The sequence below is a fragment of the Roseomonas sp. SRI_022 genome (assembly GCF_057586215.1).
In genome coordinates this window covers 251622-271285 of the sequence record NZ_JBYCZL010000002.1, presented here as the reverse complement: position 1 = coordinate 271285, position 19664 = coordinate 251622, and the positions used below count along the sequence as shown (strand labels likewise).

Genomic DNA, 19664 nt, shown 5'->3' with positions numbered 1-19664 from the left:
TGCTTGCATCGACGCTGCGTCTTCACCAGTGCCGGGGACCGCAATGCGGTTCGCCAATGGCTGCCGCCCGGCGGTGAGCCAGCGTTCGACCTGCTTGTTGCCTTCTACGGGGACGACGATACGCGATTCGCCGAATTGCGCGAGATCGCCACCAAGGTCTGGCGCATCAAGGGCGGCAAGATGCAGAACCTGCACGCGCTGGTGCAGGCCGGGGAGATCGACCTGTCATCCTACGACCAGGTCTGGCTGCCCGATGACGACATCCAGATCGACCCCGCCGACATACCGCGTCTGTTCGACCTGGCCGCGATCTACGACCTGTGGGTGAGCCAGCCGGCCCATGCCGAGGGCAGCCGCGTGACCTGGCCGGTGACCAAGGCGACCGAGACGCGCGACCAGATCCGCTTGACCAACTTCGTCGAGGTCACCTGCCCGCTGTTCCGCCGCGACAAGCTCGCATCCTTCCTCGCCGTCTATGACGGCAGCCTGATCGACTGGGGCGTGGATTGGTGGTTCGGGCATGTCCTTGGCGCCGCTTGGTCCGGCCGCTTCGCGGTGATCGACGCGATCACCGCCTGCAACCCCGAGGCACGCACCAAGGCCGGCGGCTACCGGGAGATCGACCGGCTGCAGAGCCCCGAGGCGCGCCGCGCCGCCTGGTTCGCCCTGCGCGATGCGCGCGGGATCCGCATGACCAAGGCGGAGACCGTCGCGACGCTGCCGCTGCCGCCGGGCTGGCGGGCCTCGAAGCCGCTGACGGTCGCGTCCTCCCCGAAGCCCGCCACGCGGCCGGTCTTCGGCCGGCCGACGATGACGGCATCCGAGGCGGAGGCCTTCCGCGCCGCCATCGCGCAGCCCTTCGGCTGCTACCTGGAATGGGGCATGGGCGGTTCGACGCGGGAGGCCCTGCGATCCCCCGCAAGGCGCGTCGTCGCGATCGAAAGCGACGCCGCCTGGATCGACGCCGCGCGCGCCGATGCCGATGTGGAGGCCGCCGAGCAGGCCGGCCGGCTCAGCATCCTGCATGCGGATATCGGCCCGACCGGCCGCTGGGGCATGCCCACGACCGGCAATGCCGAAAGCTGGCTGCGCTACGCCGAGGCACCCTGGGAGTTGCTGCGGGCCGAAGGCATCTGGCCCGGCATCGTGCTGGTGGATGGGCGCTTCCGGGTGGCCTGCGCGCTCGCCATCGCGCGCGAGACGCTGCGCCGCCCCGGCACCACGCCGCCGCTGCTGCTGCTGCGCGATGTGGGGCCGCAGCGCCGCTACTACGGCCCGATCTTCGAGGCCTGGAAGACCGAGGTCGCCATCGACACCATGCATCTGCTGCGGATGCGGCCGCGGATGAGCGCCGAGGAGCTGGACCGGATGGTCGCCAGCTTCGCCGGGGACCCGCGCTGAGGTCATTTCGGAACGCGCCGTTCGGCGCATTCGGAAGTCCGGCACCGGCCCGCACCCCCGCCCGGCCACCCCCGGCAATATCCTGGAATGGGTGGCCGGGCGGGGGTGCGGGCCGGTGCCGGATCATCAACCAGCGCCGCATTCCGGGGCCGGGCAGCAGCCCCCCGGCCGACCGACTTGATTTCGGCGGCCAGCGGGGCCAACGATCCGCCTCATGATCCTCCTGATCGACAACTACGACAGCTTCACCTTCAACCTCTTCCACTTCCTGGGGGACCTCGGGGCCAAGGTGGAAGTGCGGCGGAACGACGCGATCGACCCGCAGGGGGTGCTCGCCATGAAGCCGGAGGCCGTGGTGCTCTCGCCCGGTCCCTGCACGCCGAACGAAGCCGGCATCTGCCTGCCGCTAATCGCCCTGGCCGCCGAGGTGAAGCTGCCGGTGCTCGGCGTCTGCCTCGGCCACCAGGCGATCGGCCAGGCGTTCGGCGGCCAGGTGGTCCGCGCGGCGGAACCCGTGCACGGCAAGGTCTGGCAGGTGCACCATGACGGGCGGGACGTCTTCGCCGGCATCCCCTCCCCCTTCGCCGCCACGCGGTATCACTCGCTGATCGTCGATCGCGCGACCATGCCGGACTGCCTCGATGTGACGGCATGGACCGAGGACGGCATCGTCATGGGCGTGAAGCATCGCGACCTGCCGATCTCGGGCGTGCAGTTCCATCCGGAGAGCATCGCCTCCGCCCATGGCCACGACCTGCTGCGCAACTTCCTGACGCTGGCCGGCGACCGGATGGCCGCGCCCGCCGCGGCCTGAGTCCATGTCGCTCAAGCCGATACTGGCGCGCCTGGCGAATGCCGAACGCTTGGCGGAAGCCGAAGCCGAGGAGGCCTTCGGCATCATCATGGGTGGCGAGGCCACGCCCGCGCAGATCGCCGGATTGCTGATGGCGATGCGCGTGCGCGGCGAGACGGTCGCCGAGATGACCGGCGCCGTACGTGCGATGCGCGCCCGCATGGTGGCGATCACCGCGCCGGCCGATGCGATGGACATCGTCGGCACCGGCGGCGACGGGGCGGGCACGCTCAACATCTCCACCGCCACCGCCATGGTGGTGGCGGGGGCGGGAGTGCCGGTGGCGAAGCACGGCAACCGGAACCTGTCGTCGAAATCCGGTGCGGCGGATGCGATCTCCGCACTCGGCATTTCGCTGGAAGTGCCGATCGACCGGCTGCCCGCCGTGCTCGCCGAGGCCGGCATGGTCTTCCTGATGGCACCGCGGCACCACGCCTCGATGCGCCACGCGGCCGGGCCGCGGGTGGAACTCGGCACGCGGACCATCTTCAACCTGCTCGGCCCCATGGCGAACCCCGCCCGGGTGAAGCGGCAGATGACCGGCGCCTTCGCCCCGGAATGGCTGCGGCCGATGGCCGAGACCCTCGCACGCCTCGGGACCGAGCGCGCCTGGCTGGTGCATGGCCAGGGCCTCGACGAGCTGACGCTGGCCGGCGAGAGCCAGGTGGTCTCGCTTGAGGCCGACGGGTCGATCCGCGAATTCACGGTGACACCCGAGGATGCCGGCCTGTCCCGCGCACCGACCGAGGCGGTGAAGGGCGGCGACCCCGCCCAGAACGCCGCGGCGCTGGAGGCCCTGCTGAAGGGCGCGCCCGGTGCTTACCGCGACGTGGTGCTGCTGAATGCCGCCGCGGCGCTGATCGTGGCCGACCGCGCCGTTGACCTGCGTCAAGGCGCGGCCATTGCCGCCAAGGCCATAGACGACGGTGCCGCGCTTGGCGTACTGACCCGCCTCCGCGCCGCCTGCCCCCCCAAGGACGCCGCAGCATGAACGCCCCCCTCGTCGTCACCCAGCCCACGGACACCACCTCGGTTCCGGACGTGCTGGTCCGCATCCTCGCGGACAAGGAGAAGGAGGTGGCCGAGCGCATGGCCGCCACCCCGCAGGCGGAGATCGAGCGCGCCGCCGCCCATGCCCCGAAGCTGCGCGACTTCATCGGCGCGCTGTGCCACCGCATTGGGGAGGGCCGCACCGGACTGATCGCCGAGATCAAGCGCGCCTCGCCCTCCGGCGGGCTGATCCGCGACCCCTTCGATCCTCCGGCGCTGGCCAAGGCCTATGAGGCCGGCGGCGCGGCCTGCCTGTCGATTCTGACCGACGGACCCTATTTCCAGGGCAAGCGGGAGGACCTGGAAGCCGCCCGCGCCGCCTGCTCCCTGCCCGTGCTGCGCAAGGACTTCATGATCCACCCCTGGCAGGTCTTCGAGGCCCGCGCCATGGGTGCCGATGCGATCCTGCTGATCATGTCCGCGCTGTCCGACGACCGCGCCAGTGAACTGGAGGACATCGCCCGCTCGCTCGACATGGCGGTACTGGCCGAGGTCCATGACCGGCGCGAGTTGGACCGCGCGCTGGGGCTGGAGACGCGGCTGATCGGCATCAACAACCGTGACCTGCGCAGCCTGACGACCGATATCGGCCTGACCGAGGAACTGGCCCCGCTGGTCCCCGCCGACCGCCTGCCGGTGGCCGAGAGCGGCATCCGCACGCCGGTCGATGTGCGGCGCATGGCGACGGCCGGGGCGCATTGCATCCTGGTCGGCGAGCATCTGATGCGCCAGCCCGACGTCACCGTCGCCGCGCGGACGCTGGTGGACGCGCGCTGAGCGCGACGCCATGGCACTGACGCATTTCGACGCGGCCGGGCGTGCCGCGATGGTCGATGTCTCGGCCAAGGACGAGACGTCGCGCACCGCCACCGCGCGCGGGCGGATCGTGATGGAACCGGCCACCCTCGCGCTGATCCGCGAAGGCCGCGCCGGCAAGGGCGATGTGCTGGGCGTGGCGCGCATCGCCGGCATCATGGCGGCGAAGAAGACCTCGGAGCTGATCCCGCTCTGCCATCCGCTCATGATCTCGAAGGTCACGGTGGACCTCGAACCCGAGGGCGAGAACGCCGTCGCGATCGAGGCGACCGTGAAGCTGAGCGGGAAGACCGGCGTGGAGATGGAGGCGCTGACGGCGGTGACCGTCGCCGCGCTGACCGTCTATGACATGGTGAAGGCCGTCGATCGCGGCATGCGCATCGAGGATGTCCGCCTGGTCCACAAGGCCGGCGGCAAGTCGGGCGAGTTCCATGGCGAGTGACCTGCTGCCGGTCGATGAGGCGCGCGCGCGCATCCTCGCCACCCTGGTACCCACCGCCGCTGAGACGGTCGCGCTGTCCGAGGGTGCCGGCCGCGTGCTGGCGCGCGGGCTGACGGCGCGGCTGACGCAGCCGCCGGCGGATGTGTCGGCCATGGATGGCTATGCGGTGCGCGCGGCGGATGCGGCCGAGGGCGCGACGCTTGCCGTGATCGGCGCCGCACCGGCCGGGCGGCCTTTTGCCGGCACGGTCGGCACTGGTCAGGCCGTGCGCATCTTCACCGGCGGCTTCGTGCCCGATGGTGCGGACGCCATCCTGCTTCAGGAAGACGCGACCGCCACCGAAGGCAGCGTGCGCGTCAACGAGACGGTTGCGGCAGGCCGGCATATCCGCCGGCGCGGCCTGGACTTCGCCGAGGGGGCGGAGGTGCTGCCGCCCGGGCGGAAGCTGACCGCACGCGACATCGGACTTGCGGCGGCGTCGAACAATCCCTGGCTCGCGGTGCATCGCCGCCCGCGCATCGGCATCCTGGCGACCGGCGACGAGATCGCCCTGCCCGGCGATCCCATCCCACCCGGCGGCATCGTGTCGTCGAACGCGCACGCGCTCGCCGCGCTGATCCGCGCGAATGGCGGCGATCCGGTCGTGCTGCCCATCGCGCCCGACGACACCAACGCCATCGCCGAGGTCGCCGCCACCGCCCATGCCTTCGACCTGCTGGTGACGACCGGCGGGGCAAGCGTGGGCGAGCACGACCTGATCCAGTCCGCGCTCGGCGGCGAGGGTTTCGAGCTCGGCTTCTGGAAGATCGCCATGCGGCCGGGCAAGCCGCTGATCTGGGGCAGGCTGGGGCGGACGCCCGTGCTGGGACTGCCGGGCAACCCGGTCTCCGCGCTGGTCTGCGGCGTGGTGTTCCTGATCCCGGCAATCGCCAAGTTGTCCGGCCTGCCGGGCGCGGCGGTGCCGACGCGGCGGGTGCTGACCGGCGTGGCACTGGCGGAGAACGACAAGCGCGCGGACCACCTGCGCGCGACACTGTCCGTCGACGCGAACGGCCGGATGGTCGCGCTGCCGGCGAAGACACAGGACTCCTCGATGCTCGCGACGCTCGCGCGAGCGGATGCGCTGGTGTTGCGGGCACCCTATGCGCCCGCGCTGCCGGCGGGGGCGGAGGTGGAAGCGATCCTGCTGGGAGAACTCGGGGTGTGAGAATGGAGGGGCGCCGCCCCCTGCATCCCTCTTTACCGAACCTGAGGTCAAGGCTTTGAGGGCGTCGCCGACGGCGGCATCCTCCGTGGCCAGAACGGCGCCGCCGGCCCGCAGCATGCCGACGAGGTGACCCACCAGTTCGATCTCCGGCGGGTCGTCCGGCCCCTGCCCGGGGCTGACGATGACCTTGTCGATGAGCGCGCGGGCCGCTTCCAGGACCTCGGGATCGTTCCGGCTCTCGATGGCATCCCGGAGCACCGCGACCCGGCGGGCATAGATCTCGGCCAGGTTGGGATGCAGGACCGGCGGCACCGCCGACTGCCCTTCCAACGCGGCCTTGAGTTGCTCGCGGCGCGCCTCCAGCTCCTCGAGCTTGCGCTGCACGCCGGGCGCGCGGACACCCTCGGCGATGGCCTCCACCAGGTTGTCGAGCTTCCGCTGGATCCCCTGCAATTCGCGCCGGTGGCCCTCGGCTCCTGCGGAGGCTTCCGACTGGGCCCGGTTCCACTCCTCGATGAAGGCCTTGCAAAAGGCCGCCACGCGATCGGATCGCATTAGTCGGCTGCCGAGCGCCTCGATCACCATCGCCTCGAGCCGCCGCCGCCGCACCATACGCGTATTCCCACAGCTCTTTCCGCGCCGTGCGCGTTGGCAGCCGAGGTAATCCCTCCCCAACGCTGCGAACTGACCACCGCAAGTGGCACACACCACCTTCCCGGTCAGCAGGTGCTTCGCTCTCCGCCGCTCCCAGAACCCGGCAACCTCCTGCGCCGACGTCGATGCGGCCTCCTTCGTCAGGCGTGCCTGGGCGCGCTCCCATACTGTGTCATCGATGATGCGCAGTTCGGGGACCTCGGCTTCCACCACCTCCTCCCGAGCATGGAGGCGGCGGACAAGCCGGCCATCCAGCGGGTCGCGCATGAGGTAGCTGTGGTTCCAGCGCAGCCGGCCAACATAGATCGGGTTGCGCAGCATGCCGTCGCCGCGCTTCGGCCGCCCACGGATGGTGGTGTCGTACCAGGGGCCGGCCGGGCCGGGGATACCTTCCGCGTTCAGTGCTACAGCGATCGCGCGGGGGCTGTGGCCGGCGACGTAGTCATCAAAGATCCGGCGAACGACACTGGCATTGACGGGATCGACGACGCGTCGACCCAGTACGGGTTCACCCCTCTCATCCAGTTGGCGGACCTTGCGATAGCCATAGGGCGGTGCGCCGAACGCGAAGCCCTTGCGCGCCCGGCCCTCCTGACCGCGATGGGTCTTGGCGGCCAGATCCTTGAGATACAGGGCGTTCATGGTGCCCTTGAGACCGACATGCAGATCCGAGATGTCATTGTCGGCCAGGGTGACGATCTTCACGCCGCAGAACATCGCCTGCTTGTAGAAGGCGGCGACATGCTCGAGATCGCGGCTGAACCGGTCGAGGCTCTCGGCCAGGACGATGTCGGCCTTGGCGGCCCGCATGGCCTCGAGCAAGGCCTGGTAGCCGGGCCGCAGTAGCGTGCTGCCCGAGATCGCCGCGTCCGAGAACGACGCGACGATCGTCCAGCCTTCGCGCTCGGCGCGCTCGCGACAGATCCGGAACTGGTCCTCGATCGAGGCGGCGCTCTGCAGGTCGCTCGAGAACCGCGCATAGAGCAGGCAGCGGGTCGTCATGGCACTTTCCTCCGGACTCTCTTCGCGGCGGCGGCCGTGCGTCGCGGGCGCGATGTCCCCGCTGCCGGGACGCTGTCCCGCCAGCCATAGACCGAGGCGGCCAGCGACCAGGTCTCCTTGCGCAGGCGGGTGATCAGGCCGCCGTGCCGGCGCAGCGTCTCGGTCGCGCGGGACTTGAGGTAGTGCGTGATGGAGACGCCCGGGCTGTGGCCGAGAGCGACACCGGCGTCGAGGGCCGCCTCTGGCGAAATGAACGAGGCCGTGGTGCGCAGGCATTTCCGGAACCAGTGCGGCCCCTGCTCGCGCCCGAACCAGGCCTTGGTCCGCCAGCGGACCATCTTGCCGAGGTCGTTCGCCGACAGCGCCTTGCCCCTGGTGCCGATCCAGAGCGCGGCGCTGGACGCGCTGCCGGCCAGGCTGGACCGGACCGCGGAGATGTAGCGGTCGAACACGGGAACGAGCTCAGGGTGCAGGTCGTAGGTCATGAGCACCTTCGTCTTGATGTCCTTCTCGCCGAAGTGCACACGATATCCGGCATCCGTGCGGACGATATGCTCGCCGATCTCCATGGCGCCGACGGAGCGGATGCGCGGCCCATGTGCGGCGAGCAGACCGAGCAGCGCCGCATCGCGCAGCGCCACCTGTCCCCTGGCGTAGCCCCGGCCCTCGCAGCCTGCTCGGAACAACTCGAGGGCGCGGGCCAGGAGTTCGCGGGAGTCGCGGATTTCGCACCAGCGCGGCTTTGGCTTCAGCAGGCGGCGGAGCGAGCGTCCGCCGGGCCGGAGGATGAACCCGACATCAACGTTGGGATCCATCAGGCTGAGGCTGCGGTGCAGGTCGCGCAGCCGCCCATAGAGTGTGGTGCTGCCATTCCCCCGCGCGCGTTGGTCGGCCATCCAGCCATCGAGCCGGGTCCGCGTCACGCGGGCTGCGGGGGAGGCCTGCGCATCAAGCTCGCCGCACCGCATGAGGTAATGCAGCCAGAACCCATAGGCCTCGCGGATTTTCCGGCAGGCAGAAGCACCGAGTTCATGAGGGACCTTGCCGTCGTCTTCGTCGAACAGGCTGTCGGCCGGCGTGAATGCCCGCTCCCAGACTGCCCGGTCCTTGGCCGGCCAGTCAGGCAGACCAACGGACCAGATGCGGACCCGCGTCACTGGCGGCGCCCCCGCTTGCGGGCGGCCACGCCCGGCAGCAGCGGCGGCATCGCCCCGCGGTTGCGCTTGGCGAACAGCGCATCGGCGGTGAGTCGGGTACCCCGGCGCTCCGTCGTGATCACCCCGGAGAGCCGTGCAAAAGCCCCCTTGGGCGCCCAGGAGGCGTAGAACCGCATCGAGGTATCGAAGGTCGTGTGCCCGAGCACGAGGCGCAGATCCTCGATCGCATGGGGGTTCGCGCCGAGGATGAACGCACCGGCCAGCGCGCGGAACTGATGGGTGGACATCCGCACGCCAACGTTCCTGTGGATGGCAAGGCTGATCGAATTGCCAAGGCTGCCCTTGTGGCGCGGCTGGTCGGTGTATGTCTTGGACGGAAACAGCCAGTCGCTGTCGGCATTGGGCAACAGGGGCCGGTAGTGGCGGATGTACTCCTCCAGCACCGCCGCCGTGTCGCGGTCGAGGGCCCATTCGATGGCGATATCGTTCTTGACCGCATCGGCGACGATGCGGACATGCGTATAGCTGCGCCGCCGGCTGTCGAGCTTCACGAGGTCATATCCCAGGCGGAGGTTCGCGAGGTTCTTGATCCTGATCGGGCAGTGCAGCTCGATCTCGATCGCCACGGCGATTGCCGCCGTGCGCGCTGCCTCGAGCAGCCGTGGCGGATGCTCCACGCCGCGCGGATCGATCCACCCTGTGCGCTGCTCTTGAGCGATCCTCATCAGCTGGCGCGGCAGGTGCAGGATGGCCGCGCGGCGGCCGGGATCCTCTAGTTCCGCCAACAGCCGCATGTTCCGGTCGGTCATGCGCTTCTGCCGCTTCGGCTTGGCCTGGCGGAGGAGATTCAGCGCCCTCCTGAGCGCATCGCCCTCCAGGCGGGCATGGTACTTCGCCACGACGCGCAGGGTGTCGGAGATGATTCCGAGCTGGGCCCCCTTACGCTTGCCGGCGCGAAGGAAGTGCCAGTTCAGGATGCGCTTCAGGTTCCCGGGCTGGGCCACCATGGCCAGGTCGGAGATGCCCTCGGGCGGCGTGCCGCTGTGCACCAGCGCCGCGAGTGCGAGGCGCAGCGCGTCCATGCGTGTCCGGACGCTTGACGGGCGCAGCGCTTCGTCCGGGCCGTCCTCGTTCTCGAACAGGTCGTCACCGGAGCCGCGGGTCATGCGCTTGCGGAACGCCTCGACATCGGCCTGGAGCGAGGCGGGATAGCTCTCGAACGGCAGCGAGTACTGACGCGGCTCGGCCGCCGGTGCGGTCAGCCTGGTCGCCGGCCATCCGGCAACCGTGCCGGCGGCATGATTCCAGCCCTTGGCGACGCGGCGGACGTTGTCGCGCGCCGATCCCCGGATATCGCACTCCTGCAGATGCGCCAGGTACGCGGCGAGAACGGCATCGTTCACCGCCGGAGGGTCGAGCCCGCGATCCGAGCAGAACCCGACGAACGCCTTGAGCCGCAGCCAGGCGATCTTGTCGACCAGGGCCTCGAGCAAGGGTGCCCAGGCCGGCAGCAGCGCGCCACCCGCCCGGCGGCGGTCGGCCAGCAGATCGAGGCGCTTGAGGATGTAGCGGAGGTGCCCGCGATAGGCCGCGAAACTACTGTCGCGGAGTCGGCACGCCGCCGGCGTCGTGCGCGACATGATCTCGCGCACGGAGCGAGCCGTGAACGGGATCTGGGCCAGCTCGGCGCCGCTGGCGCGAGCGAGCAGCCAGACGGCGGTCTTGAGATCGCGTTGTCGAGCCGGCCCGATGTCGGTCCACCCATCGATGATGCCGGGAATGGCGGGGCGCTCTGCGCCCTTCTTGCGGATCGCTTTCAGGCCGGCAACGGCAAGGGCGGTCAGGCCCTTGGCGGCGGCGGGGGTGACAAGGGGTTTGGGCAGGGAGAGCCCGGGAGCCATCATGTTCATCGAGAGCCTCCGTTGGTGATGGTAGGAAATAGTCGGAAATTCTTCAAGACGGTTATTGTCATAACCGCGAATTGTATTGGATGCCGTCTCGAAGAATACTGGATTGATATCTGTAATCACGGCGACTCCCGCCGCCCATGATTGAGCAGCCGCTCGACGTCTTCGCGGCGGTAGTAGCGATGGCTGTTGATGCGGGTGGCCGGGACCAGGATCTCGTCCTGCTCCCAGTTCCACAGCGTGCGGGGATCGACACCGAAGATCTTCGCGACCTCGGGGGCCTTGAGCAGCCGGGCCAGGCCAGCATGATCGCCGGGCGCGCTCATCGGCCGGCCTTCGGCGCGACGACGGGCGGGTTCGTCGCAGGGACACCGGCACAGTCGGCCATCGCCCGGGCAAAGAGGCTGCGGGCGGCGGCGCGGCCCAACGCTGCATCGAGCGCAATCAGCTTGGCGTCGAGGGACGCGTCAGCCTGGTCGGCGGCGGTGGCCGGGCCGGGGGCCTGGCCGTGATGGCGTGGGTCGCTCATGGCGACCCCAGGCACTACGCATGCGGCGGCACCGATGCACCAGAGGCCTGCCGCCGAAAATGCGCGACGGTGACGTCGGTATCGCGCAAAGCCAGCTCAGTCCTGGCTTTGCGGTGAGACAAGAATCACGTGGCGGCGGCGTTCACCGGGGCTCCAGGCTGCCGTGCAGATCGACGAGTTGGCCCTGCTCGCGCGCGCCCAGGCGCTCGATCGTCTCTCGCATCACGCGTGCGGTGCTTGCCGGCAGGGTATGGCGGTTCGACGTCCCATCTTCGCGCCGTCCCCAGCCGGCGTGCATCTCGACCACGGTGAGGCCGACCCGCCCAAGATCGCGGGCCCACAGCGACACCAGCATGTTGATCGCGGCATAGGCCGGCGCAGCCGTATATCCGCCAAGCAGCCTGCCGTGAGAGGCACTGGCCAGGCGTGAGGTGATGACCACGATCTTGCCGCCCTCGCGCAGCACGAGCCGCTCGCGCAGCCCCTGCATGATCGCCTGGAGGACGCGTGGGACATTGAGGGCTGTCTGAGCCCAGCCCGCCGAATCCACCTGTTCGAAGTCCTCCGGGCCCGGTGGATCGATGACGCCGTAGCGGCCCGTCAGCCCCCCGATCACGAGCAGATCGAGCGGCCCCTCACCGAGCTGCGCGAGTTCCTCCTCGCGCGGCATGCGGGTCAGGGACAGGGGCGCTACCGTGATGCCACCACCGAGCTCAGCCTGCACGGCAGCGATCCGATCAGCCGGCGCCGTCGCAATCACACGATCGTCGGCCTCGGCATGGAGACGGACCAACGCCCGCAGCACGGGATTGTCTGCGCCGATGACCAGCACGGACCGGGACGCCGGTCGTGCCGGCGTGGCCTCGCCGGTCGCTTTGAGCGCGGGGCGGTCCTTATCCTTCAGGTAGGCTCGTACAGCCTTGGAAACCGATCCCTTGGCGAATGAGCAGGGCTCGTTCGTCAGCACGTCCAGGGCGAACGCCATGAACTGACCCTTCGACGTCGACTGCGTCGGCACCTCCGTCCGATATTGCCACCACGTCCCTTCCAACGCTTCCAGCGCGATGTCGAATACGCGCGACCGTCTCGGGCGGGCTCGCTCAAGGCGCGGGACCGCCTGAGCCGAGACCGCCAGGCCCTCGGCGAGCCGGTCGAGCGCAACGGCCGTGGCGTCGAGCCATCGGAGACGGTGCAGGCGGTGTTCGACGGCGATCGCAGCCTGGATGCCGTCAGGCTCGGCTTCCGACAAGGCGGGGCGGCCCAGCGCGTCGATACTGGCCAGCAGATCGACCTTGCGCAGCGCCTGCACGGCCTGCGCTGCCGCTTTCGAGGCGCCATCGAGGATCCGCTTGGCGGTCGAACCCTTGCCTCCCACCCGCTCGCTCACGTCCATTCGGGCCAGGTGCTTCGCGAGACCACGGAGGTCGGCCGCCGCCGCCGTCGTGTCGAGATGCCTCAGCGCGATGTCCGCGTAGTCCGTGGGAGGCGTGTCGGGCGCTACGCGTGAAGGCCGAGCGTCACGCTTACCCTTCGCGCGCTTGCTGCTCCGCTCGCTGTCGATATCGACATCCTTGGCCATGCTCACCCTCACCCGATTCGCATCATGCGACACGCAGATCATTGACCAGGCGCTACTGCTTATTGATCTTACCGATGGTCTGGTGGTGAGGCTCTGAGCCAGGGCAAAGCGGGACCATCCCCGCGCCCATCGCAGGGTGATCCCGCTGCCCTCAGCATCCGTGTTCCGGCGGAGCCGGCCCGTCGCCTGTGGGCCCGCACGGCCCAGGAGGCGGCCGCGCGGAAGGCTTGCTTCTTCACGAGGACTGCCTGCGTCCCCGGGCGGCCATGGGCATCAAGCCTGCGCGGTGCCCTTCCGGTAAATGCCGCCATCCCCACAGTACCGGACTGCTTCGCACGCTGCCGTCTCTCGCCGACCATGCGGGCAGGGTCCGGCGCGATCGGCCCACAAAGGGCCCTTCGCGCCGTGGCATCTGCCTCGCATGCCCCGCACGCCGCGGCACGCGGATCCTGCCGCCGAAAATCGTCGCGCGTGTCGCCGATGATGGCCGAGGCCAGGACATCGCTGGCTCGCGGATAGGGCAACAAACATCATCAGCGCTCTGTCAGGACCACAAACGACGAGCGCCCCGCCGGATCACTCCGACGGGGCGCTGTCTGTTACTGCTTCGGTACCTCCGCACCCTCGGCAAAGCGGCTCAGAATCGTCGTGCCGATGGCGAGTTCGCGGAGGATGCGGCGGGAGAGGCCGCCGAGCTGGCCATTGGCCTTCTCGAGAGCCTCGACCGCCGCCCTGAGGCCGGTCGAAAGACCTTCCCAGGCGATGAGCGCGGCTTGCGGGTCGTCCGCCTCGTTGGAGCGCCGGAGCACATGCTCCTGGACACTCCAGTCGGCGATGCCCCGGAGGTCGCGCACCACTTCGTCGAGCGCGGCAAGTGCGCGAGCCGCATCAAAGATCTCCGCGAGCGAGTTCCCGCGAGGGATAGGTGTCCCTTTGGTCATGTGATGTCCTGATTGTTGGAGAGGAGGGCGTCCAAACCCGTCAAGGCGAACGCTTCGCTGACCTGCAATGAACAAGATCAGCATCAACAATATAGTAAATCTCATTTCAATTTAAATAGTTCGATAATAAAATATAGTCTGAATACCTTCGGAAAGTCTAAGAGGCTGTCACTGAGCGGTATCGGAATGTGGATTCGGTGACCGCGTCGGGGGTGATTCCAACGAGTTGCCGAGACCGAGTTGGACTTCGTCGCCGACCAGTTGTTCGACGGCCGACCGATCCGCGTCTTGGCGGTGCTCGATGCCCATACGCGAGAGGCGCTCTCGATCGTACCGAGAGTGAGCTTCCGGGCGTTCGACGTGGTGCAGGAACTGGATCGCCTGGCGTGCGAACGTGGCCCGCCGACGACGTTGAAGGTGGACAGCGGGCCGGAGTTTTCCGGACGAATGCTGGACCAGTCGGCCCACCTGAACGGCGTGGCGATCGACTCCTCGCGTGCCGGCAAACCCACCGAAAATGCGCACATAGAGGCGTTCAACAGCCGGCTGCGAGCCGAATGCCTGAATGCCTCGTGGTTCCTGTCGCTGGCAGACGCACCGGAGCGCCTGGAAGCCGAGCGACACGAATACAATGAGGAACGGCCGCATGGGTCACTGCGGAACTTGACCCCGCGGGCGTTCGCCGAGCAGGCTCAAAACACCCGAGAAGTTGCTTAACCCCCGGACCACAGAAGAGGGCAGGACCAATGGGGCCAACTCCCTCATAGCCCGTGGATCCTCGATCGGGGGCAGGTCAGTGCCGCATTTCGTACAGCATTCTGGCGCAGGTCGCAGCGTTTGGCTCAGAATGAGACGATGAACGACAGCCCAATATTCCGAGCCATTGCACGTTCCTCTGATGTCGCCTGGCTTCAAACGTGCCGCAAGACCAACCTGGAGCGAGATCCGGCCATCGCTGAGGCCGCGCGCAAGCGGATTGTCGAGGTTGAAGTCGCTGCATCGCTCGCACTTCGATTGGGTGGCGTCACGATCGAAAGCCGGGTTGCCGAATCGGTGCGTGTTTATCGGGAATTTCTCAAGCTGAAACACGGTAGAAACCAGGCCGCCGGCTATACGGAGCGCGATATTCGGCGTCACGGCGCAAAAGAGGCAGTCGTTAAAACCGTCAAGACTGGCAAGGTCACGGAAGGACTTAGAGCACTTCTGGAATGTAATCGCCTAGACTGTTCGTATGAACAAATTGCGATCGATTTTGCCGCCGAGATGCCACCAGAGGTAGTGGAGCAGGCGAAAAGGACATTGTCGGCTTTGGGCGAGGCATAGAGTTCAGGGGCAGACACTCTACCCGCCCCGCGTCCGAGAGGCTGCGCAGTCTGTACTCGCGCCGTGTCTACGCATCGTCCGGCCATCGAGCCAGCATCCGCGCAACTAGGGGCAGTTGGTCATCGAAAGTCCCGCGTCGCCGGCATCCGCGGCGGTGGAACGGGCTCCGCGCCCTCCGCCCCGTCCTCGCCCATGGTCATTACGCGCCGCAGTAGATCCGACCGGTCGATCAGCCGCGACGCGACCAAGTGGATGATCGGCACCTCCGAGTGCTGGTCCTCGCGCTCCACCCGGCCATCCACCGCCATCAACCCCGAAGTCAGGAGAGGCACGCGATCCCGTTCGGCAATGTGCGTGTAGACCACGACATTGGCCTGGCCGTGCTCATCCTCGATCGTCACGAAGATCACGCCCTTCGCCGTCATCGGCTGCTGACGCATCAGCACCAGGCCGGGGATGCGCAGGCGCCGGCCCGCCGGAGCGCGTGCGAGGGTCCGCGTATCATCGCAGCGTAGACGGCTCAGGATCGGCCGGAGCAGTGCGAGGGGATGCCGGCGCAGCGTCAGGCTCATGGAGGTGTAGTCGCGACCGATCGCTTCGCCCTCCTGCATCGCCGGCAGGGTTGGAGCCGGTTCCGGAATCAGCGCTCGCGTCTCCGGCTGATCGGATGCCATCGCAGCGCCGAACAGCGGCAAGTCGGTCGGCATGCGAACGTCCACCGCCGCGGCGTTCCATCCTACCTCGCGGCGGCCGAGGCCCAGCGCGGCAAACGCATCGGCACCGGCGAGCGCCTCAATGGCACGGCGATCGAGGCCCGCGCGCATCGCCGCTTCTTCCACCGAGCCGAACGGCGCGCCGTTGCGCGCCATCCGCGCCTTCACCAGGTTCCGGCCAGCCTCTTCGGCCAAGCCAGACACCATGCGCAGCCCAAGCCGCATGGCGTGCTGATCTGCGCTGCGGGGATCGGGTTCCAGGCTGCAATCCCACTCGCTGGCGTTGACGCAGACCGGTTGCACCACGACGCCATGCTCCCGCGCGTCACGCACGATCTGCGCCGGCGCGTAGAACCCCATCGGCTGGCTGTTGAGCAGCGCACAGGCAAAGACCGCCGGGTGATGGCACTTCAGCCAGGATGACGCGTAGACGAGGTGCGCGAAGGAGGCGGCATGGCTCTCCGGGAAGCCGTAGCTGCCGAACCCTTCGATCTGCTTGAAGACCCGCTCGGCCATCTCCGCCGAGTAGCCGCGGCGAACCATGCCGCCGACCAGGCGGTCCCGGTAGGCACCGACCCCTTGGGTGTACTTGAAGGTCGCCATGGCCCGGCGGAGCGCGTCGGCCTCGTCGGGCTCGAACTTCGCTGCGACGATGGCGAGCCGCATGGCCTGCTCCTGGAACAGCGGCACGCCGAGGGTCCGGCCCAAAACTGCCTTGAGTTCGTCCGGCGGGCCATGCTCCGGCGAGGGACCCGGATATTCGGGCTGCTCGAGACCCCATCGGCGGCGGATGTAGGGATGGACCATGTCGCCCTGGATCGGGCCGGGCCGCACGATCGCGACTTGCACGACCAGATCGTAGAACTCCTTGGGCCGCAGCCGCGGCAGCATGGCCATCTGGGCCCGGCTCTCCACCTGGAACACGCCGAGGCTGTCCGCCCGACGCAGCATGGCATAGGTGGCAGGGTCGTCCTTCGGCACACTGGCGAGGTCGAGCACGACGTGTCGGTGTGCGCGCAGCAGGTCGAAGCCGCGACGCAGGCAGGACAGCATACCCAGGCCAAGCACATCGACCTTGAGAATGCCGAGGGCTTCAACGTCGTCCTTGTCCCATTCCAGGACGGTGCGGCCCTCCATTGCCGCATTGGATACGACGGCCAACTCGATCAGCGGCCCGCGGGTGATGACGAAGCCGCCGACATGGGTTGCCAGGTGACGCGGGAAGTTCTGGATCTCCTCGGCCAGTTCCAGCGTCATCGTCAGCCGTCGATCTTCGGTGTCCAGGCCGGCCGCGGCGGCGATCTCCGCAAGCGGCTCGTCGGAACCCGGCCCCCAAACTGATTTTGCCAGCTTGGCCGTCACGTCTTCCGAGAGGCCCATGGCCTTGCCCACCTCGCGCACGGCGCTACGGGACCGGTAGCGGATCACGGTAGCGACGATGGCGGCGCGGTCACGGCCATAGCGGTCGTAGATGTGCTGGATCACCTCCTCGCGCCGCTCGTGCTCGAAATCCACGTCGATGTCGGGCGGCTCGCCGCGGGAGGCCGAGACGAAGCGCTCGAACAGCAGGTCGTGCTTGGCGGGATCGACGGCGGTGATGCCGAGGACGTAGCAGACGGCGGAGTTGGCGGCGCTGCCGCGGCCCTGGCAGAGGATGCCCTTGCTCCGCGCGAAGCGGACGATCTCATGCACCGTCAGGAAGTAGGGCGCGTAGCCCAGTTGCTCGATCAGCCGCAACTCATGCTCAAGGCGACCGGCGATGTCGTCCGACACGCCGGCGGGCCACCGGGCCGCCAGGGCCTCGGCGACGCGCGCGACAAGCGTTTCCTGCGCCGTGCGACCGGGTTCCAGCACCTCCTCCGGGTATTCGTAGCGGAGTTGGTCGAGGCTGAAGCCGCGGGTGGCCTCAAGAATGCGCAGGGACGACGCCAGGGCCCCGGGATGGCGATGGCACAGCGCCGCCACCTCCGCCGGCGTCTTTAGCCGGCGGTGCGAGTTGGGCTCGGCGGCGAAGCCGATCTCATCGACGGTCGTGCGCAGGCGGATCGCCGTCAGCACATCGGCGAGGCGCCGGCGAGACGCCTCGTGGTAGCGCGGCGCCGTCGTGGCCAGCAGCGGCACGCCGCAGGCGGCGGCGCCATCGAGCCGGCGCTGGACGCCACCGTCCTTGAAGCATGACACGGCGCAATGCAGCGGCAGCGGCAGGCGGTCCCGCAGGGCCTCGGCGTCAGTGCGCAGGCGGGCCTGGAACTCGGCCGAGACGATAGCGGGCGTCATCAGGGCCACCACGGAGCCCTGCGCGGCGCTGATCAGGCCGGCGCGGCTGATCCGGCACTCGCCCTTTGGGGCAGCCATGCGGCCGCGGGAGAGGAGCGCGGTCAGCCGGCCGTAGGAGGCGCGGTCCGTGGGCCAGACCAGGTATTCGGTACCGTCGTCCACGAGCACCCGGGAACCCACCGCGAAGGGCAGGCCCAGTTCCTTGGCGGCGACATGCGCCTGCACCACGCCGGCCAGGGTGTTGGTGTCGCAGACACCGATGCCGGCGAGGCCAAGCTCCGCAGCGGTGGAGACCAGCTCGGCCGGATGCGAGGCGCCGTCGAGGAGGCTGAAGTTGCTCCTCGCGCACAACTCGGCGAAGCCAGGGCAGGCCGTCATGGCGGGCTACCCGGCGCTGTGCGGCAGGCCCGTCCGGCGCTTGAGCACGACGAAGCCGGCACGGTCGAGGTGTTCGACCAGCCGTTCTGCGGCAATGGCCGCGGCGAACTCCCACCCGCCGGACCGGGGCCGGCCACGCTCGTCGAAGCGCAGGGCGTAGGCCAGGGATTCCGCGACCTCCGTTGGGCTGGCCGGAGCCAGGGAGGGCGTCGCGGCGGGGATGGGCGGGATGGCGAGGGGGTCGGCGGACATGGCCGGACGATGCCGGACACTTGCGAACGAATCAAGAACATCGTATGGATGGCGCACCGGCCGAAATCGCGCTGGTGCTCTCCGCCGGATCGCCATCACCGACGGCCCGATCCGCGGCGCCTCAGCAGGTAGGAGAGATAAGATGCTCGACGCAGCACGTCCGTCGCAGAGCGAGATGGCGAGCGCCATCGCGGCGACATTGGACGGCCATCTGGTTGGCCTGGCGGCAGCGGACCTGACTGCGCCGCCGCTGAAAGGCATCGTTGCCAAACTCGGTGCTGTGACAGCAGCGGTTGCCGATGCGCTTGCCACGAAAGCCAATAGGGACCGCGGCCAGGTTTTACTGTTCGCGGCGTCCACACACGCATGCAATGCTGCCGTCGTGCCAGCTATGGCCGCGCTGACCGATCTCACGGAGGCGGGCGCGCCGTGGAATGGCGAGGGGGCCATACCCGGCACCGATCCCATCGACGACCGGGAGCTACAGCGGAACCTCGGGCGGCGGTTTGCATCCGAAGCCGTGCTCAAACTCATCGAAGCAGGTTGGACGGCCGAGCAAATTCTCAACGGCTGGATCGTGGTGACAGGCGTTGCCGCGTGGGACGGCGCGGAACTTCTTACGATTCAAACTGAGACGTTCCTTCAAGACGGCACCAAACCACTTCCCCGCTAGGGTAGGGCCGAGGCAACCAGTCCGTCGCGCGAAATCAATCCGTGGACGGACGGCGGCGCGCATCAGGTGCTTCGAGGAACACGGGTGAAGTCAGCGCCAGTGCACGCGCTGCTTGCCGGAGGGAGGAAAGGGTCTGCCGATAGGGGTGTGCGCATCCAGCGATATTCAGAGGCAGCGGAACGACCTGAAGCAACCCCTCCTCAACTTCCCAGGGCATTGAGAGTGGCAGCATCGCAATCGTCAGATGGTCGGCCATCCAGCGGTCGAGAGCTTGTTCGCCTTGGTGGCCGAACGTCATGCGTCGGCCACTTCCGACCCTATGCAGACGCAAGCCAAGAACGCAGCCAAGTGTTCGGCGTAGTGTCGAGCCCTCGGCGTTCCCCAACAGATGATCCCGCATGCGAGCGCGGAGGTGGCGGCGGCCTTCGTTCTCCGCCGGCCGACGCGCCTTTGAAGGTGCTATCCCGAGATAGATCAGGTGACCGCCCGGGCCCATCGGACAGTCATCCA

General features: G+C 68.5%; 18 protein-coding genes and 2 pseudogenes. 10 read left to right on the top strand and 10 right to left on the bottom strand.

The annotated features are described in order from the left end of the window. The first annotated feature begins 3 nt into the window (after positions 1-3). From AC2YHJ_RS03025 to AC2YHJ_RS02995, 7 genes are all read left to right on the top strand, one after another. Positions 4-1401 carry a hypothetical protein gene (locus tag AC2YHJ_RS03025; RefSeq protein ID WP_487393861.1) on the top strand — a complete coding sequence of 466 codons (1398 nt, stop codon included), beginning with the start codon at positions 4-6 and terminating at the stop codon, positions 1399-1401. A gap of 214 nt (positions 1402-1615) precedes the next feature. Beyond that, positions 1616-2215, top strand: coding sequence for an anthranilate synthase component II (locus AC2YHJ_RS03020; protein ID WP_487393860.1), 600 nt, complete (start codon positions 1616-1618; stop codon positions 2213-2215). Positions 2216-2219: 4 nt separating this feature from the next. Further along, on the top strand, positions 2220-3245 hold the full coding sequence (gene trpD / locus AC2YHJ_RS03015) for an anthranilate phosphoribosyltransferase (protein WP_487393859.1): 1026 nt from the start codon (positions 2220-2222) through the stop codon (positions 3243-3245). Then, positions 3242-4081: an indole-3-glycerol phosphate synthase TrpC gene (gene trpC, locus AC2YHJ_RS03010; protein ID WP_487393858.1), complete on the top strand. Its 840-nt coding sequence runs from the start codon at positions 3242-3244 to the stop codon at positions 4079-4081. The genes trpD and trpC overlap by 4 nt, the downstream gene beginning before the upstream one ends. Before the next feature lie 10 nt (positions 4082-4091). Then, the gene (gene moaC, locus AC2YHJ_RS03005; protein WP_487393857.1) at positions 4092-4562 is read left to right on the top strand and encodes a cyclic pyranopterin monophosphate synthase MoaC; all 471 of its coding nucleotides are present in this window, start codon (positions 4092-4094) and stop codon (positions 4560-4562) included. Between the two features lies 1 nt (position 4563). Next, the gene (locus AC2YHJ_RS03000) at positions 4564-5769 is read left to right on the top strand and encodes a molybdopterin molybdotransferase MoeA (RefSeq protein WP_487393908.1); all 1206 of its coding nucleotides are present in this window, start codon (positions 4564-4566) and stop codon (positions 5767-5769) included. 126 nt (positions 5770-5895) lie between these two features. Further along, positions 5896-6327: a hypothetical protein gene (locus AC2YHJ_RS02995; protein ID WP_487393856.1), complete on the top strand. Its 432-nt coding sequence runs from the start codon at positions 5896-5898 to the stop codon at positions 6325-6327. Between the two features lie 21 nt (positions 6328-6348). Here the strand turns inward: AC2YHJ_RS02995 and AC2YHJ_RS02990 are convergent. From AC2YHJ_RS02990 to AC2YHJ_RS02960, 7 genes and pseudogenes are all read right to left on the bottom strand, one after another. Next, a pseudogene (locus AC2YHJ_RS02990) lies at positions 6349-7425 on the bottom strand (recombinase family protein); the annotation flags it as partial. Beyond that, on the bottom strand, positions 7422-8582 hold the full coding sequence (locus AC2YHJ_RS02985) for a hypothetical protein (RefSeq protein ID WP_487393855.1): 1161 nt from the start codon (positions 8580-8582) through the stop codon (positions 7422-7424). The gene AC2YHJ_RS02985 and the pseudogene AC2YHJ_RS02990, both read right to left, overlap by 4 nt. Then, positions 8579-10492 (bottom strand): hypothetical protein, encoded by a 1914-nt coding sequence (locus AC2YHJ_RS02980; RefSeq protein WP_487393854.1) that lies wholly within the window; start codon positions 10490-10492, stop codon positions 8579-8581. The genes AC2YHJ_RS02985 and AC2YHJ_RS02980 overlap by 4 nt, the downstream gene beginning before the upstream one ends. Positions 10493-10608: 116 nt before the next feature. Continuing rightward, positions 10609-10815, bottom strand: a complete 207-nt coding sequence (locus AC2YHJ_RS02975) for a MerR family transcriptional regulator (protein ID WP_487393853.1) — start codon at positions 10813-10815, stop codon at positions 10609-10611. Beyond that, complete coding sequence (locus AC2YHJ_RS02970; protein ID WP_487393852.1) at positions 10812-11018, bottom strand: hypothetical protein; 207 nt, start codon at positions 11016-11018, stop codon at positions 10812-10814. The genes AC2YHJ_RS02975 and AC2YHJ_RS02970 overlap by 4 nt, the downstream gene beginning before the upstream one ends. Positions 11019-11160: 142 nt before the next feature. Then, a complete protein-coding gene (locus AC2YHJ_RS02965) occupies positions 11161-12597 on the bottom strand; it encodes a Rossmann-fold NAD(P)-binding domain-containing protein (RefSeq protein WP_487393851.1) in 1437 nt (478 codons plus the stop codon). A gap of 599 nt (positions 12598-13196) precedes the next feature. Next, complete coding sequence (locus tag AC2YHJ_RS02960) at positions 13197-13538, bottom strand: hypothetical protein (RefSeq protein ID WP_487393850.1); 342 nt, start codon at positions 13536-13538, stop codon at positions 13197-13199. A 240-nt stretch (positions 13539-13778) separates the two neighbouring features. On the opposite strand from AC2YHJ_RS02960, the pseudogene AC2YHJ_RS02955 reads away from it, so the two are divergent. Continuing rightward, positions 13779-14255, top strand: a pseudogene (locus AC2YHJ_RS02955) (integrase core domain-containing protein); the annotation flags it as partial. Positions 14256-14393: 138 nt separating this feature from the next. Beyond that, positions 14394-14861, top strand: coding sequence for a hypothetical protein (locus AC2YHJ_RS02950; RefSeq protein WP_487393849.1), 468 nt, complete (start codon positions 14394-14396; stop codon positions 14859-14861). A gap of 119 nt (positions 14862-14980) precedes the next feature. Here the strand turns inward: AC2YHJ_RS02950 and AC2YHJ_RS02945 are convergent, their stop codons facing one another. Both AC2YHJ_RS02945 and AC2YHJ_RS02940 read right to left on the bottom strand, forming a co-directional pair. Beyond that, positions 14981-18229 carry an error-prone DNA polymerase gene (locus AC2YHJ_RS02945; protein WP_487393848.1) on the bottom strand — a complete coding sequence of 1083 codons (3249 nt, stop codon included), beginning with the start codon at positions 18227-18229 and terminating at the stop codon, positions 14981-14983. Positions 18230-18235: 6 nt separating this feature from the next. Next, a complete protein-coding gene (locus AC2YHJ_RS02940) occupies positions 18236-18481 on the bottom strand; it encodes a hypothetical protein (RefSeq protein WP_487393846.1) in 246 nt (81 codons plus the stop codon). Between the two features lie 142 nt (positions 18482-18623). Here AC2YHJ_RS02940 and AC2YHJ_RS02935 point away from each other — a divergent pair, with 142 nt between their 5' ends. Next, positions 18624-19154: a hypothetical protein gene (locus AC2YHJ_RS02935; protein ID WP_487393845.1), complete on the top strand. Its 531-nt coding sequence runs from the start codon at positions 18624-18626 to the stop codon at positions 19152-19154. 34 nt (positions 19155-19188) lie between these two features. Here the strand turns inward: AC2YHJ_RS02935 and AC2YHJ_RS02930 are convergent, their stop codons facing one another. Next, positions 19189-19650: a GIY-YIG nuclease family protein gene (locus tag AC2YHJ_RS02930; protein ID WP_487393844.1), complete on the bottom strand. Its 462-nt coding sequence runs from the start codon at positions 19648-19650 to the stop codon at positions 19189-19191. Positions 19651-19664: the final 14 nt, after the last annotated feature.